This window comes from Crocosphaera sp. Alani8 (genome assembly GCF_038442745.1).
In the GTDB taxonomy this organism is placed as follows: domain Bacteria; phylum Cyanobacteriota; class Cyanobacteriia; order Cyanobacteriales; family Microcystaceae; genus Crocosphaera.
The window spans coordinates 1-15,820 of record NZ_JARVCN010000025.1 but is presented as its reverse complement, the minus strand read 5'-3'; the positions used below and the strand labels follow the sequence as shown (position 1 = coordinate 15,820).

The 15,820-nt window shown below is 38.8% G+C and carries 13 protein-coding genes and 1 pseudogene; 7 read left to right on the top strand and 7 right to left on the bottom strand.

Features of this window, described 5'->3' with window-relative positions:
- Positions 1-528, top strand: a 528-nt coding sequence (locus P9B04_RS02105) for a transposase (RefSeq protein ID WP_342053348.1), incomplete at its 5' end; no start/stop codon positions are given.
- 28 nt (positions 529-556) lie between these two features.
- Here the strand turns inward: P9B04_RS02105 and P9B04_RS02100 are convergent.
- Together P9B04_RS02100 and P9B04_RS02095 are read right to left on the bottom strand one after the other, a co-directional pair.
- Positions 557-1,357, bottom strand: coding sequence for a CPBP family intramembrane glutamic endopeptidase (locus P9B04_RS02100; RefSeq protein ID WP_342053347.1), 801 nt, complete (start codon positions 1,355-1,357; stop codon positions 557-559).
- 304 nt (positions 1,358-1,661) lie between these two features.
- Positions 1,662-2,057: an AbrB family transcriptional regulator gene (locus P9B04_RS02095; protein ID WP_342053346.1), complete on the bottom strand. Its 396-nt coding sequence runs from the start codon at positions 2,055-2,057 to the stop codon at positions 1,662-1,664.
- Positions 2,058-2,515: 458 nt separating this feature from the next.
- Between P9B04_RS02095 and P9B04_RS02090 the strand changes: the two genes are divergently transcribed.
- Positions 2,516-3,505 (top strand): succinate dehydrogenase/fumarate reductase iron-sulfur subunit, encoded by a 990-nt coding sequence (locus P9B04_RS02090; protein WP_342053345.1) that lies wholly within the window; start codon positions 2,516-2,518, stop codon positions 3,503-3,505.
- 43 nt (positions 3,506-3,548) lie between these two features.
- Here the strand turns inward: P9B04_RS02090 and P9B04_RS02085 are convergent, their stop codons facing one another.
- A complete protein-coding gene (locus tag P9B04_RS02085; RefSeq protein ID WP_342053344.1) occupies positions 3,549-4,931 on the bottom strand; it encodes a hypothetical protein in 1,383 nt (460 codons plus the stop codon).
- 400 nt (positions 4,932-5,331) lie between these two features.
- Here P9B04_RS02085 and P9B04_RS02080 point away from each other — a divergent pair, with 400 nt between their 5' ends.
- Positions 5,332-5,562 (top strand): hypothetical protein, encoded by a 231-nt coding sequence (locus tag P9B04_RS02080; protein ID WP_342053343.1) that lies wholly within the window; start codon positions 5,332-5,334, stop codon positions 5,560-5,562.
- A gap of 81 nt (positions 5,563-5,643) precedes the next feature.
- Here P9B04_RS02080 and dcm read toward each other — a convergent pair whose 3' ends face one another.
- The 3 genes from dcm to bioU form a co-directional block, all read right to left on the bottom strand.
- A complete protein-coding gene (gene dcm, locus P9B04_RS02075; RefSeq protein WP_342053342.1) occupies positions 5,644-6,573 on the bottom strand; it encodes a DNA (cytosine-5-)-methyltransferase in 930 nt (309 codons plus the stop codon).
- Between the two features lie 19 nt (positions 6,574-6,592).
- Positions 6,593-8,833 carry a molybdopterin oxidoreductase family protein gene (locus tag P9B04_RS02070; RefSeq protein ID WP_342053341.1) on the bottom strand — a complete coding sequence of 747 codons (2,241 nt, stop codon included), beginning with the start codon at positions 8,831-8,833 and terminating at the stop codon, positions 6,593-6,595.
- 196 nt (positions 8,834-9,029) lie between these two features.
- Positions 9,030-10,022: a (S)-8-amino-7-oxononanoate synthase BioU gene (bioU, locus tag P9B04_RS02065; protein ID WP_342053340.1), complete on the bottom strand. Its 993-nt coding sequence runs from the start codon at positions 10,020-10,022 to the stop codon at positions 9,030-9,032.
- Positions 10,023-10,166: 144 nt separating this feature from the next.
- On the opposite strand from bioU, the gene P9B04_RS02060 reads away from it, so the two are divergent.
- Entirely contained in the window at positions 10,167-11,666 is a 1,500-nt protein-coding gene (locus P9B04_RS02060; protein WP_342053339.1) for a serine/threonine protein kinase, read from the top strand.
- Between the two features lie 13 nt (positions 11,667-11,679).
- The gene (locus P9B04_RS02055) at positions 11,680-12,975 is read left to right on the top strand and encodes a serine/threonine protein kinase (RefSeq protein WP_342053338.1); all 1,296 of its coding nucleotides are present in this window, start codon (positions 11,680-11,682) and stop codon (positions 12,973-12,975) included.
- A gap of 175 nt (positions 12,976-13,150) precedes the next feature.
- On the opposite strand, the gene gap is transcribed toward P9B04_RS02055, so the two are convergent.
- On the bottom strand, positions 13,151-14,188 hold the full coding sequence (gene gap, locus P9B04_RS02050; protein ID WP_342053337.1) for a type I glyceraldehyde-3-phosphate dehydrogenase: 1,038 nt from the start codon (positions 14,186-14,188) through the stop codon (positions 13,151-13,153).
- Between the two features lie 322 nt (positions 14,189-14,510).
- On the opposite strand from gap, the gene P9B04_RS02045 reads away from it, so the two are divergent.
- Positions 14,511-15,119 (top strand): Uma2 family endonuclease, encoded by a 609-nt coding sequence (locus P9B04_RS02045; RefSeq protein WP_342053336.1) that lies wholly within the window; start codon positions 14,511-14,513, stop codon positions 15,117-15,119.
- A gap of 228 nt (positions 15,120-15,347) precedes the next feature.
- Positions 15,348-15,767 (top strand): annotated as a pseudogene (locus tag P9B04_RS02040) (phosphoketolase); the annotation flags it as partial.
- Between the last annotated feature and the right edge of the window lie 53 nt (positions 15,768-15,820).

The following is a 15,820-nucleotide window of genomic DNA, read 5'->3' as shown; positions in this document are numbered from 1 at the left end:
GTTTGGCCTAAGTTTTCGCAGCGAGTGACCCCTGGCTTTTTGAGAAGATACAAAGCTAAGGGGTGGTTTGCTGTCATTAGCATTCAATCTGACATAACTTTACCTGAAATAGAGACTCCTTATGGCCAATTCAGGGACATTCTAAAATATGTCTGCAAGGTAAGAGGGAAGTATTTTGGTGTGGTTGACCATCGGGGAACCAGCCAAACTTGTCCTAATTGTCGTGCAGAAGTTAGAAAAACCTTATCTGATAGAGTTCATAATTGTCCTGAATGTGGCTATCAATGCGATAGGGATGTTGCCAGCGCACAAGAAATTTGTAATCGAGGCATAGAAACACATAGTAGGCAGGGACTCTGCCGAAGGGAAACCGTCTGTCAAACGGGGCGTACAAGCTCTGGAGGACACCTCCAGAGACAGCCCCTTGTCGAGGTGTCGGGGGTGATGAGCCTAGATAACTGGCGTAGGGGAAATATCCCTCTGTGGGCAGAAAGATCCCCGATGCGAGTTGGGAAGCCCACACCATAATCTGTGATTTGGTGTGGGAGGATGTCACTCACAGCAAAAACCATAACAAACAACCTGTCCCCAACAAACACAAAATCCCCATCATTCCTGCTAAGGGTTGCTGATAAACACCAACAACCCAGTCTTTTCCTTCTCCTGTGTAGGAAATCATTTGAGCAGCGTCTAATACAGCTAATCCCCAAACCCAACCAGCATGAAGTCCCCCTGCTAACCACAAATTTCCCCCATCAACCCATCTTGCTGCCACTAACACCATTCCCATTAACCACAGTCCGGGTAACTGGGGTATGGTGGTTTTTCTCTCCCATAGCAGATGAACTATAGCGAAAATAGTGCTAACAATCGCTGCACTGATCCAAGGAGCATAATCTCTTTCTAATATGGTTTGGAAAATCCCGCGAAAGACGAATTCTTCGTTTAAAGCAATCCATATAGCTAGTCCGAAAATGGGTAAGATAACTTTCCCCAGTTGATCCAGGTTCTCAGAGTGCCATTTTAGCCAGCCTTTTCCCCCCTCGATTAAAAAAACGATGCCCAACCCAAATAGTGCTAGTAAGATGCCTACAGCAAGGGAAATCAAGCTATCCCACTGCCTCGATAACCCATAGTTGGCTAAGGAAGTGCCTTCTACTGACACGGTTAACCATCCCAAGAAGGGAACTAATAAATACAAAGGAACCAATAAAGGGATTTTCTGTTCTGGTTCTAGGGGCTGAAACGGTTTCCATTCCGAGTTTTTGCCCAACAACAAAGCTATGGGTAACCAGAGGGCTATCCATATTAATAGGAAAAGACCGATTTTAATCTCACTAGGAAGGTCTTGTAACATGGTCAACCAATGGATGAATTAGGAAGGTAAAAATACTTTCCCTGGATTGCTATCTAGGAAGACGACGAAACCATTTTCAAACTCTATGGAGGAGATGAAAACCGCAGTTGTTACTCAAGTTATCACCTTTCCATAATACATTGCTATTTCGATTTCTATCTCATGATATAATCTGCGTTTATTTCATGGGAGCGATCGCTTTTGCCTTTGTGTTGGTTGACTCAAAAAGGACTATAAGTTAGCCCTTTTTTCAACTCAGGGTTGAGGGATTTTAGTCCCATGTTTAGTGTATAAGCAACCACCTTTAGGTTGCTTCTTCATCATCAGCACCTACTTGTTTAAGATGAATATGTTTGTAGCCTAATTTAATTTCAAATTCGTCCCCTGGTTTCAATCCCATCTGTTCTGTATAGGTGGAACCGATGACAATTTGACCATTCTTGTGAACGCTAACTCTAAACGTAGGTTCACGACCACGACCATCTTTTGTTGCTCCTGGTGCGAGGGGAACCCCTTTTGCTGCGAGAACTGCGTCATAAAAGTCCGTTAAGTTAACACGAACTTGTCCCTCTTTTGTCACTGAGTAATAGCCACATTTTCTGGCTGTTTCTCGACGGGGTTTATCCGATAAGCTCTTTATTTCTTGAAGTAAGGCTTTTCCCGTCATGGGAGTAGGATTTGGATCGATGTTGTCTGCCATAATTCTATCAATGTCCTTTGATTTTCTCTCAATGATGAGCGGTTTATTTAGATCACTATTAATCATATCAAAAATATAGCGTTAAAGTCCTAAACTAAACCAAAAAAATTTCAAGAATTATGAAGTTCACAAGCAAGAGTTTAAAGCCACAAATTTGTTCGATTACCCTCAAACCGAGATAAATTGCTCTCCTATCTCCTTTCGGGTTGTGGTTGTTGAACCTTAAAATAAAAGAGGAAAACTCGGGAACAGATTGGCTTCAATGGTGCATCTCAACTGATTTTGCCTAGAATATTAACAGTGTGAAGAAGACAAAAATAACAATTTTTCCTTTGTAAGTCTGGGCAGCCACAGGAATGTCAGTTATAAATTTTTCGCTCTTTGGGTATTTTAGTCCCTCTCGAAATCCCTAAGAACAAGATACGATAGAAATGATCCATCCAATTTGTTATGTTTTCATGAAAGTATTATTTAAAGTTTGGCGACAAAAGCCAAATCAAAGTCCTCGGTTAGACGATTATCCCTTAGAAGTTCAACCAGGTCAGACTATTTTAGAATGTTTAAATCGTATTAAATGGGAACAAGATGGCAGTCTTGCTTTCCGTAAAAATTGTCGCAACACCATTTGTGGTAGTTGTAGCATGAGAATTAATGGTCGTTCTGCGTTGGCCTGTAAACAAAATATAGCCGAAGAATTAGAAATGGTAGGGGGTTCGAGTAATGGAGATACTCCCACTATTACCATTGCACCTTTGGGAAATATGCCAGTGATTAAAGATTTAGTGGTAGATATGTCCGGTTTTTGGGATAAACTGCAAGAGGTTGATCCCTACGTTAGTACCAAAGGACGCAAGGTTCCTGAACGAGAATTTTTACAGACTCCCGAGGAGCGATCGCAGTTAAACCAAACCGGTAACTGTATTATGTGCGGAGCTTGTTATTCTGAGTGTAATGCTTTAGCGGTTAACCCTGAGTTTGTTGGTCCCCATGCTTTGGCAAAAGCGCAGCGTATGGTGGCAGATTCCCGTGATACGGGGACAGAAGCGCGTCTGGACAATTATAATCAAGCGGAGCAAGGGGTTTGGGGTTGTACCCGTTGTTATTATTGTAATTCGGTTTGTCCTATGGAAGTTGCTCCTATGGATCAAATATCTCATCTGAAAGAGGAAATTTTGGATCGCAACGATGCTCAAAGTAGTCGCGCTGTTCGTCATCGTAAGGTGTTGATCGATCTGGTGAAAGAAGGCGGCTGGATCGATGAGCGCAAATTTGGTCTCTATGTGGTGGGCAATTATTTTAGGGACTTACAAGGGTTATTGTCCCTTGCACCTTTGGGATTAAGGATGTTGACTAGTGGTAAGTTTCCTGTGGTTTTTGAACCATCAGAAGGGACGAAGGAGGTGCGATCGCTCATCGAAAGGGTGCAAAATTATTCAACAGTTAAGTGATCTTCCTGTCATTGAATAATGAATGTTATTATGGCTACTATGCTCAATTAATCAGTAAGTAGCCAACTCCAAATAGACTCAATACCCCTAAAATAACTAATAAAGTTTGAGTCAATTTAGAAGCTGGATTAGGTTCCTCAACTACGTCAAAATCCTTGAGGTCAAATCCTTTTTTATCAGCAAGCTGATCGACTTTCACCTTATCAGTTACTACTGCTTGTAGAGCTGGCCAAATATATTGATAATTATATACATCTGGTCCGTCTTTTGAGCCTCCAAAATTAGCCATAAACCTGTCCCCGTAATAATCAGTATTAGTGGTAGATTGATTATGTCTTGCTTGTAAATCCTTGGTTTCACTGGATGTAGAAAAGTAGATTTTTTTTGCAGCTGATTTAATGCTAAAAAATGAACCTTTCTGATCAGCTAATGGGGGATTCACCCATTTTGTCGGCCTAACAATTTTATCATCGATTCCGTGCAAAATACCTACAGGAACCTCGATGCTTTGACCCGTTTCTTCAATACTCATGGGTTGGGTTGCAAAGGGAAAGCCAAAGAACCTTAAAATAATAAAAGCAATACCAGGAATTCCTAAATTAGTGTTGGGTGCAGGATCAGATGTAATAATTTGTTGAGGGTTAAAGATAGTTAAATCTTCTCGAGGATGCTTAGCTAAATAGTCAGGCCAACTTAAGGCTAATAGTCCCCCCAAGGAATGACCGAAAATATAAAAATCAACTTCATTCTCAAACAACAGTTTAGTACCATCTGAAGGATTTTGAACACAATACTCTTGTAACTTCTTCCAACCAATTACGGTACTATCAATAGCAAACTCTAGCCATTCTTTAGGAGCATAGAATAAACTACTTAGTACAGTAAATACCATACTCAAGAGATTTTTAGCATATTCTTTTTTAACAAATCCATAAATTTTTAGAAAAACAATTAAGATAATCAATCCCAAAGATAAACGTAATTTTTGAGTATTTTTTTTGTTCTTTAATTCGGGGATGTCAGTATTATCAGTATTTCGTCTGAAGATAATTCCTGTTAAAAAAGTTCCAGCAGCCAATGACCAATAACTTAAGGTAGATTTATCAGAGGGAGACTCATTAGGAAAGTCTGGATAATTACTTTTTTGATAATCAGGAAAAAATACATAGTAGCCCAAAGTCGCTAGTTGAGATAAATGTTCTTCATAAAACTCTGGGAGACATAAAGCAAAACCATGTAAATAAGTAATAACTTTTAATTTACCATTTTCATTGTAAGGATTTTTTGGCACATAAACCCTTAAATAATCACCATTTTGATGACTACCTGTTTGATAAATAGTGTAATATCTTTCTTCTCTCGCATAGATTTGATAGCCGGAAAACTCAAAGCATTTCCAATCTTGTTTGGGGGGTGATGATTTCATAGGAATTAGTTGAGGATTAATTGTTTTCAATAAACACCGACTAGGGATACATTAAGTCTCCTTTTTTTGGTGCTATTTAGCTTGATGTCCACCATAAGTCACAAGCAGTTCTTTGAACAAAAATTTAACTAACTCATGACCAACTCTTGCTTTACGGTACTTTGCGAGTTATTAAAGTACATCTCACACCTGCCTCCTGCTTTCTGCCTCCTGCCCCTTCTAGAAAATAAGACAACTTTGAGAACCGGATTTGTATAACTCTTTTTACCTATGTTTATCTTCTAGCTGAGAACAAAAGGAAATTTCTGTGTTAAAAGTTACATTTTATGAAAGTAAACTGTAGCTTTAGTTACTTTTTGTAGAATAGAGTCATGAAAACTTGACACCCGAGGAAAAAGCGATGCACATTAATATTCATGAACTAAAGGATGGGAAAAATCAGATTGTAGCTACTAAAGGAACTCTACGCAAACCTAAAGACAACGCTGTAATGACGATTTTTTTGATAGTTTTAAGTTCCCTTGTTCTAGGTTTGTTGCCTTTAATTTATGGGTTTACCTTAACTTCATCTTCGAGTAAACCTCCAACAGTTCCCCATGAAAGTATATTGTGGAATTCTTTTAATAATTAATGGTTTATAAATGTTGAAATTAATAACTAAATTTTTGGGAAGATACGAGGTTTATTCTTCCCATTCAATATGTCCATTTAATTATTGTTGCATCACATCGTATATTCTGTCAGCAATTTGATGAATAACAGGAACAGCGACAGAATTACCTATTTGTCTATACATTTGTGTTCTAGAAACAGGAAATCTGAAGTCTTTAGGAAATCCCATAATAGCTTTACATTCGTTTTCTGAGAGTAATCTTAACCCGGTTTCCCCATCTCTTACAAAAGTACCTGTTAGTCGTTGTATTTTGTAGTAAGTTGACACAAAAGTTTTTACTTTAACCTTTGAATTTTGGTCAACAATTTGCGGTCTACCATCATTTTTTTTAAATAAATAGCTTTTTTGAAGATGTTGAGAAATAGAATATCCTTCCATATTTCTTTCTACAAATTGATTAATATACACATCATTTTGTTGACCTACGGGGAACATAAAGTCAACCCTTTCGTTTAAGTATTCTCTACAAAAACCCACAAGATAAATCCTTTCTCTAACTTGGGGTAGCTTAAATAAAGCCGCATCTAAAATACTGTATCTAACATCATAATTCAGACTATCAAGGGTTTTGAGAATAATATCAAAGGTCTTTCCTTTGTCGTGAGTCACTAAACCAGGCACATTTTCTAATAAGAAAGAAAAAGGTTTTTTTGTTTGTAATATTTGAGCGATTTTATAGAATAAACTTCCTTGGGTTTCATGAAGAAACCCCTCTCTTTTACCGATGGTACTAAAGGGTTGACAAGGAAACCCCCCAATAAGAAGATCGTGATCGGGAATATGTTGAGGATCAATCTGATTAATGTCTCCAAAAGGCTTTTCTCTGAAATTTATTTGGTATGTTTTTTGTGCATATTTATCCCATTCAGAAGAAAACACACATTGACTAAAAGGGCGAGAAAAACCCAGTCTCATACCCCCAATACCAGCGAAAAGATCCACAAATTTAAACTGTTTGTTACTGTTCACTGCTCACTGTGATGTTGATCTAGTCTACTGTTAAAAGCGAATTTGGGATCACTTCCTCTAGTGATTTTTGAGAGACCATAGCCCATTCCTGTTCTGTGACAACCCTTATGTGTACCGCGCAAGCTTTTAACTCCGGTTGCAAAGAAGTGGGACAGGAGTTAGGATGAGTCAGAGCATTAGCCTCGGCATCTTCTGCCCACAGTTCCCCCCAGTGCATCGGTACGAAGGTAGTACCTGGAGTTATAGCTTTGGTAATTTTAGCTGGAAAACGGGCTTTTCCTCGACGGGATCGCACCTCCAAGATAGCATTTTCTTCAATGTTCAATTTAGCCGCATCTCGGGGATGAATCTCTATAAAGGGTTTAGGATGTTTCTTTTGAATTTTAGGAATACGTCCGGTACGAGTTTGGGTGTGCCAATGACCGTACAATCTACCTGTGGTTAAAACGAAAGGATAGGCTTGATCGGGGGGTTCTGCCAGTCCTTTGGAATGGTAGGCTGCAAACCTTGCCCGTCCGTCTGGAGTGTTGAAGCGAAAATCCCGATAAAGTCGCTTATTAGTGCGGTTTTGGTGGGCTAGTTCCTCCCCTTCCAGACAAGGCCAGGTATCGGCATAAGGCCACTGTAGGGGCCCATATCTGCGTAATTTTTCATAACTCAACCCCGAACTATCGCAGGGACGGCCTTCGGTTATTTGCACAAACTCTGCATAGACTTGGGCGGAGTTTTGAAAACTAAAAGACTTCTCGAACCCCAAACGTCGTCCCACCTCGGCGAATATTTCCCAGTCGGCCCTTGCTTCTCCTGGGGGGTCACGAAACTGGGGACAGAGGTTAACCACTCGTTCTGAGTTGGTCATTACCCCTGTTTTTTCGCTCCATTGGGCTGCCGGTAGTAGTATATGGGCATAAGCGGCGGTTTCTGTGGGGTAATAAGCGTCTTGATAAACAGTAAACGGCGATCGCTTCAAGGCGGCTTTAGTGCGGACAATATCTGGCATACTAACGGCCGGGTTTGTGGCTGCGATCCACAAAAAGCCCACATCTCCGGTTTCTAACCCTTGAATCATTTCCCAAGCAGTACGCCCTCGTTGGGGTTGAATGGTTCCGGAGGGAAGTCCCCAAAACTGTTCTACTTCTGCCCTGTGTTGGGGGTTATTAACCAGCCGATAGCCTGGCAAAATATTACACAGTCCCCCGGCTTCTCGTCCTCCCATCGCGTTAGGTTGTCCTGTGAGAGAAAATGGACCGGTACCGGGTTTACCGATGTCTCCGGTCATCAAATGTAAGTTAATCAGGGTGCGGACTTTGGCGGTTCCTTCGGAGGATTGATTGATCCCCATAGACCATAGGGATAACACCCGTTGGGACCTGCCCCAGTATTTGGCGGCTGTTTCCAACTCATCTAGGCGAATGCCGCAGTTACGGGCCACTAATTCGGGGGGATAATGACGGATGACATCGGCATAGGCTGCAAAGTTTTGGGTACATTCATCGATGAAAATGCTATCGATCAGACCCCAACGCATTAACAAGTAGGCGATACCGTTAAATAGATCGATATCTGTTCCTGGTTTAATGGCTAGGTGTAAGTCCGCTGCTTCAGCGGTTTGGGTCCGTCTGGGATCTACCACCACCATTTTTACTTTACGGTTTTTTTTGTGATAGGTGCGTAGACGGTTAAAAACGATGGGGTGACATTCTGCGGTGTTGGTTCCGATCAAAAATGCACAGTCGGTTTTTTCTAAGTCTTCGTAACAACAGGGGGGTCCGTCGCTGCCGAAACTTTGGATATAACCTGCCACTGCAGAAGACATACACAAACGGGAGTTAGCGTCGAAGTTGTTGGTTCTGAGGAACCCTTTAAAGAGTTTTTGGGCGATGTAATAGTCTTCTGTTTGGAACTGCCCGGAACCGTACATACACAAAGCTTCGGGTCCCTGGGTTAAGCGAACTTTGTGGATCTGGTTGACGATCGCTTCCATGGCCTGATCCCAACTTACCCGACGAAACTCCTCGTTGAGACTATCTCGCATCATGGGATATTTGAGACGATCTTTGCCTAAAGACTCGGTGACGGTTCCCCCTTTAATACACATTTTCCCTTGACTCGAAGGATGACTGCGATCGCCTCTAACTTGCCAAATGGGGGTACCTTCGGTGTCTCGGTTAACTGCTTTTCCTGGTTGGGCTGGTGGAGAGACTTCTAAACCGCAACCGACACCACAATAGGGACAGAGTGTTTTAGTAGAGTTCGTCATTTCAGTCATCAATTATCGATTATTAACAAGCTATCGGCTAAGATCAGCGAGTTTCGCTTCTCACACTATCTCTTGGTACGGGTTCCTTCACAGACCGCATCGCTATTTGAAAATTTAGGGATGTGGGTTGATTGGGGTTTGAGTCTCCCATTATGCCCTTTGAGGGCTGATGGCTAAAGGCTGACTGCTATGTCCATTATTTAACAAATAAAGGCATGATTTCAGCCGCCGTAAATAAACCATGAATACCACGATGATGCAAAGATAAACCTGCTTTGAGATAGCCAAAAGCTGGTCCGCAAACATTGGCAGCCATACTAGTTTCATCCCCTAGAGTAAAGGTATGGGTAGAGATTTTTCCTTCAAAAGTACGCCCAGTTATCTGAACATTTGTGCTTAAAGGTTTTTTCGGGTTACGAGTATCCACCACACCTCCAACTGTAACGCGATCACGAGAACAAATACCAGCTAACTCTAACATAATGTCATCGGCGTGTTCCATGTTTTCTAGGGTTAGAATGCCATTGGTGCGATCTAGGAAGGCTTCTACTTCGCTGTCAGTCATGGCTTTGGCTTGATCCACACTAAAACCGGGTAGATGGGCAATATCTTCTCTGATGGTGGCGCGATAGGCTTGCCAGTTGGCAATACCCACACCGAACGTTATCTTAACATTGTGAATTTCGTGATAGCTTTGGGCTGCCACAGAGGCGGCGGCGGTTAACAGTCCGGGGGTTGCACCACAACCTGTCATGTAGGTTATGCCAGCGGACTGTAGTTCCCCTTGTAATTGTAGCAGTTGTTCAACGGCACTAGTGCGCTTGAGGGCATCTACTAACACCCCTTTCCACCCAGAGGCGATAAACTGTCTAGCTACATCAGCCATGAAGGTATTAGGCAGGTTAGGAAGGGCTAAGAAATAGCCGTCTACTTTGGACGTTTCTAAGAGGTCTTTGATACTATGGTTGCTAAGGGTTCCGTAGGGGTCTAAATAACCAATTGATCCTTGTTGGTTATAGGTTGTGATTGCTGTTTGGGGGTTTAGCCCTGTTTCACAATAAGCATAACCCTTAAGATCCGCTGCTGCAACCCAATTCATTTCCTGTTTTGGCGCAAGAACTTTGGTAGCGGCTTGTCCGAGGCCTCCGAATCCGAGTATCCCAACTTTCATGGTCTGATGATTACTCATTCTTGAACTGTCTCTTATAATTACCTTTTTCTATTATGTAAGCTGGTGGTGCCGAGAAATATAAATTTTCATCAATTATTTTTCTTTTTTTGGCATCAACTAATATATAAATAGAAAATAAATACTAAATTAATTGTTAAAATTATGTTTCAGGTTGGGGATATTCTCTATCAACGATATCGACTCATAGAAGCTTTAGGTAAAACGGCTATTGGTCATCAAACTTGGTTAGCGGATGATTTATTTTCTCCCATCGATTTATACGCTGAGCAAAAAGAAGAATTACCTTGGTTAAAGTTTGTTTTTGATTTAAATCAAGCTTTTCGCTCGAAGGTTTATGAAAAAGTAACTGTTAAATTATTAGCTTTTAATCCCCAACTGTCTTGGGAACAGTTTAAGTTATTTGAACGAGAAGCTAAGGTTTTACAAGGATTAGATCATGCTTTTATTCCCTGTTATCGTAACTATTTTGAAGTTTCGCAAGAGCAAGGAAATGGGGTTCCTTGGTTCGGTTTAGTGGAGGATTATATTCCAGGAAAATCTCTACAGGATTTATTGGATGATGGACAACGATTTCCTGAGATAAAAGTACGTCAAATTGCTGTTAAAGTTCTTAAGCTACTAATTTATTTGCACGAACTAAATCCGCCTATTTTGCATCGGGACATTAAACCTAGTAATTTGATTTTGGGGGAAGATAATAATATCTATTTGATTGATTTTGGTACAGTTCAAGAACAAAATTCGGTTACCAATATTAGTTTTACTGTTGTAGGAACCAGTGGTTACACTCCTCTAGAACAATTTTGGGGCAAGGCAGTTTTTGCCTCTGATTTATACGCTTTAGGAGCAACCTTAATCCATCTTTTAACTGGGATTTCCCCGACAAATTTATACAACCAAGATTATCAAATTGATTTTAAAAACTCAGAAAAAATTAATCCTAACTTCAAAGATTGGTTGACAACTTTAGTTGACATCAAAGTATCTCAGCGTTATCCAACCGCAAAGGAAGCATTAACCGCTTTGAAAACGGGAAAAGTTTCTAATAGAAAAAGAAAAACTAATTTATTGCCAGGGAACAAACGCAAAGAATTAATCACCAAAATAAAATTAGACAAAACTAGTAATTCCTTACAATTTCAGATTCCATCCTCTCAATTAAAACCTTTGAAAAAATTACTAGAAATGGACATAAATTTAAGTTCTGATCACTTAAGCATTAGAAAAATGATTCCTTTAATTACAGTGTCGGGACTTTTATTGATTCCCTTTTCTTTCATCTTTACTGGAATTGTAATTCAAAACCCTTCATTTATTATGGCATCTTTGGAAATAATGGGCGGGATGAGTTTTTTAATGGTTTTTGTCATCTTATTAATTTATGTCATCGGTAGGGTAAGTTCAAAAACTTGTTTATTGTTAGATAAAGAAACGCTAAAGATACAAGAAAAAATATTCGGATTTGAGTACCATAAAGAAGAAGAATCTAAGAGAAACATTTTAGGAATTTTTATTCATGACTTATACCATCAATATAAAGTTACAATTAACACAAGAAAAATGATTTATCAACTAGGCAATCAATTAACAGAAGAAGAAGCTCTTTGGTTAGCCAAAGAAATTGAAGATTGGTTAAATTAAGATATTTGAAATTATGTTTAAAATCGGCGAAATTATTGCTAAAAAATACCAACTCAAGGAAAGATTAGGTCACACAGCAACCGGTCATCAAACTTGGTTAGCGATTGATCAACTATCCCAAGAAAGTATTACCTTGAAACTATTAGCATTTAGTCCTCAAATGCAATGGGAAGAGTTAAAATTATTTGAAAGAGAAGCAGAAGTTTTACAGTCCCTTTGCCACAAGAGAATTCCTACATATAGAGACTATTTCGACATAGATAAAGACTTGGGAAATGGCATTGCTTGGTTTGGTTTGGTACAAGATTATATTCCAGGTAAATCATTACAGGAATTGTTAGAAAGAGGAAAAATTTTTAACGAAGAAGAAACCTATAACATTGCCTTAGAAATTTTAGAAATACTGGTCTATTTACACGAATTAAACCCTTTAGTAATTCATCGAGATATTAAACCCAGTAACTTAATTTTAGGAGAAGATAATCATATTTATTTAATAGATTTTGGTGCAGTACAGGCACAAGGTGCCATGACTGGTGTAACATTTACAGTAGTGGGAAGTAGTGGTTATGCTCCCTTAGAACAGTTTTGGGGTAGAGCAGTACCCGCTTCAGATATTTACGCATTAGGGGCAACTTTAATCCATTTATTAACAGGAATATCCCCTGTTGACTTGCCTCATAAAGACTCTCAGATTCAATTTTCTGATAAGGTTGATATTGCTAATTACTTTGTTTCTTGGTTAGAAAAAGTTACTAATATCTCCATTGAAAAACGCTTTCAAACCGCACAAGAAGCTTTGATATTTTTACAAAACAAACAAGATTTAAATCCTATTATTGATGTAGACAACTCTCAGAATAAACTATCTCAACCTAAATACAGTCGTTTTATTCTCACAAAAAGAAAAGATAGACTATTGTTATATTTACCTTCCCAAGTTGCCAACAAGCTAGGGAAGAAATCATTAGTCATGACTCTTTGTGCTGTTGGTGTTATTACCTTCACACTCTTTCCCTTTTCTCTGCTAGTTTTATTATTTATTTATCAATATTGTAAAGATATGAGGGTTGTTTTCTTAGAAGAATCTTTTAAGATACAACGCACTATTTTCGGATTAACTTATCAATCTATTAATCGCTCAAATAACGAAATTATTGGGGTATTTTTGTACGGGAATTCTAACAATCATCAAGTCAAAATTAGAACAAAAAAAAGAAGTTATATTATAGGAGAAAATCTCAAGGAAGAAGAATGTGCTTGGTTAGCTAAAGAAATTCAAGATTGGATATACTATCATGGTAATTAAATATAACATTTCTTGGACTCATAAGGTACACCTAACTCCTGCCCCCTGCCTACTGCCTCCTGCATCAAAGTGATAACCTCTGTACATCAAAAGCATGAGAACTGCTATAAATACATCTGAAATTTAACAGATTGTAGAGACGTTTTCTGTAACGTCTCCACAAAAAGAAACTGACTTAAACAGTAGCTAGAACTTCTGCTTCTCTAGCTTGCATCACTTTCATTAAATCTAACATCCGATTAGAATAACCCCATTCATTGTCATACCAAGAAATGACTTTAAAGAAGTTAGAATTTAATTCCATACCAGCTTGAGCATCGAAAATACTAGAATGAGCATCCCCATTAAAGTCCATGGAAACTACATCTTCATCGGTATAATCTAACACCCCTTTTAACTCACCCAAAGCGGCTGCTTTCATAGCTTCACAAATAGCTTGATAACTAGTGGCTTTTTCGGTTTTAAAAGTTAGATCAACCACAGAAACATCCGGAGTAGGAACTCGTAAAGCCATACCGGTTAACTTACCCTTTAATTCAGGGATCACCAGAGTGACCGCTTTAGCCGCCCCTGTGGACGCAGGGATGATGTTTTGGGCTGCTCCTCGTCCTCCCCGTAAATCTTTCTTGCTAGGCCCATCTACGGTGGGCTGAGTGGCTGTCATGGCGTGTACTGTGGTCATTAACCCTTCCGCTAAGCCAAAGTTATCGTTGATTACTTTGGCAATAGGGGCTAAACAGTTGGTGGTGCAACTAGCGTTGGAAACGATATAATCTTTATTGGGATCGTAGTCTTGATCGTTGACTCCCACAACAAAAGTATTTACCCTTTCAGGATCTTTAGTTGGCGCAGAAATAACCACTCGTTTTGCACCAGCTTTGAGGTGTTTGCTAGCAGTTTCGTGGGTAGTAAATAGACCGGTTGACTCCACTACATAGTCTATTCCAATTTGTCCCCAAGGTAATTCTTCGGGGTTGCGAATGGCAAAACAAGGAATGAATTTACCATTGACTACGATACCATCCTCTCTGGCTTCCACTGTGCCATCAAAACGTCCGTGAGTGGAATCATATTTCAGTAAATAGGCTATGTTTTCGGCAGGAACAAGATCGTTGATGCCTAAAAATTCAAAATCAGGATTGTTGATACCTGCGCGAAAAACTAATCTACCAATACGGCCGAACCCGTTAATGCCAATTTTTACTTTTGCCACGAGGGAAACTCCTTAAAAATGAACGATTTTTGAACTTGAAGGGAAAAAATAATACTGTTTGTTTATCCCATTGACGGGAAGATTAATTATTCATATCGTAAGATTTTTTTGCAGAATTCTCTCAATATCAACAAAGTTTTTATATTGTTCCCAGATTAACTTTATTTTAATGTTAAAATTAATATATTGAGTGTATAATGCACGAGTTTAGCTAATAGTTAAAAAAGATTAACTTTTTTAACCACTATATCAATAAAAGTATACCAAACTTAGACTAAGGTTAAGTTTTATTATAAGAATAACCTATCTAATTTTATTATTTATGTCTTTAATTTCTTTACCGCAACTGGCTAATCTTAAAACATCCCATGATGACTGTGAACAACGCTTAATTTTAACCGATGTTTCTTGGCAAGAATACGAACAATTTTTAGAATCCTTGGGAGATAGTGGTGCTTATCGAACAATTTACTTACAAGGAGTATTAGAAATTATGTCGCCGAGTCGCCGTCATGAAGTTAGTAAGAAAAACATTGGTCGATTATTAGAAGTGTATTTAGAAATAGCAGAAATTGACTTTTGGGGACTGGGTTCCACAACGTTAATAGCAAGAAAAGGAGAAGCTGGAAAAGAACCTGATGAATGTTATTGCTTACAAACAGAAAAAGAATTTCCCGATCTGGCCATTGAAATTATTGTTACCAGTGGTAGTATCAAAGTTTTAGAAGTTTATCGTCGTTTGGAAGTTAAAGAAGTTTGGTTATGGCAAAACGATCAACTTGATATTTATTGTCTGGAAAATGAACAATATTCTCCCAAAGAAACAAGCCAACTTTTACCCGAACTAAATATTAATCTACTTTGTCAATTTATTAATCATCCTAACCCTCGTTTAGCGATGAAAGAATTTAGAGCAAAATTGAGAATTTAGAATTTAAAATCAAGGATAGATAGTAACTTAAATATCCAGATGAGATTAACAAGAAGTTAAGGTAAAAAAACAATATTTAAAAAAAAAATAAAATATTAATTCATTCTATCATTATTAAAGTATTATAATAGACCGTAAGTCTTTAAAGATGACTTCATTAGCAGGAAAAATATCAATATTTCAACCTGTTAAATACCCAAAGATAAGACACTATTGGAGTTATAAATAATGGTTGCAACACCCGATAAAACCCAAGGACAAGAGACTCCCCTATCTCCCGAAGAATTGAAAAAAATTCATGCTTACTGGCGCGCTTGTAACTATTTAGCAGTGGGGATGATTTATCTAAAAGATAATCCTTTACTTAAAGAACCCCTAACAGAAGCCCACGTTAAAAACCGTTTATTAGGTCATTGGGGATCGAGTCCTGGCTTAAGTTTTATCTATATCCATCTTAATCGTCTCATCAAAAAACACGATCTAGATGTTGTTTATATGGCAGGTCCGGGTCACGGCGCGCCTGGGATTTTGGGACCTGTTTACTTAGAAGGAACCTACTCAGAAGTTTATCCAGAAAAAAGTGAAGATGAAGAAGGAATGAAAGCCTTTTTCAAACAATTTTCTTTCCCCGGTGGCATTGGTAGTCATTAGACCTCTTGCAAAAGTGTTTCATGGTATGATTAAAAGTTATCCATTTTTGG

What these genes read in the sequence shown, in the direction of transcription:
- P9B04_RS02060 (WP_342053339.1), top strand. Translation starts at nt 10,167, where the DNA reads ATGTTTCAGGTTGGGGATATTCTCTATCAACGATATCGACTCATAGAA.
- P9B04_RS02080 (WP_342053343.1), top strand. Translation starts at nt 5,332, where the DNA reads ATGCACATTAATATTCATGAACTAAAGGATGGGAAAAATCAGATTGTA.
- P9B04_RS02045 (WP_342053336.1), top strand. Translation starts at nt 14,511, where the DNA reads ATGTCTTTAATTTCTTTACCGCAACTGGCTAATCTTAAAACATCCCAT.
- P9B04_RS02055 (WP_342053338.1), top strand. Translation starts at nt 11,680, where the DNA reads ATGTTTAAAATCGGCGAAATTATTGCTAAAAAATACCAACTCAAGGAA.
- P9B04_RS02095 (WP_342053346.1), bottom strand. Translation starts at nt 2,057, where the DNA reads ATGGCAGACAACATCGATCCAAATCCTACTCCCATGACGGGAAAAGCC.
- P9B04_RS02085 (WP_342053344.1), bottom strand. Translation starts at nt 4,931, where the DNA reads ATGAAATCATCACCCCCCAAACAAGATTGGAAATGCTTTGAGTTTTCC.
- bioU (WP_342053340.1), bottom strand. Translation starts at nt 10,022, where the DNA reads ATGAGTAATCATCAGACCATGAAAGTTGGGATACTCGGATTCGGAGGC.
- P9B04_RS02070 (WP_342053341.1), bottom strand. Translation starts at nt 8,833, where the DNA reads ATGACGAACTCTACTAAAACACTCTGTCCCTATTGTGGTGTCGGTTGC.
- P9B04_RS02100 (WP_342053347.1), bottom strand. Translation starts at nt 1,357, where the DNA reads ATGTTACAAGACCTTCCTAGTGAGATTAAAATCGGTCTTTTCCTATTA.
- P9B04_RS02090 (WP_342053345.1), top strand. Translation starts at nt 2,516, where the DNA reads ATGAAAGTATTATTTAAAGTTTGGCGACAAAAGCCAAATCAAAGTCCT.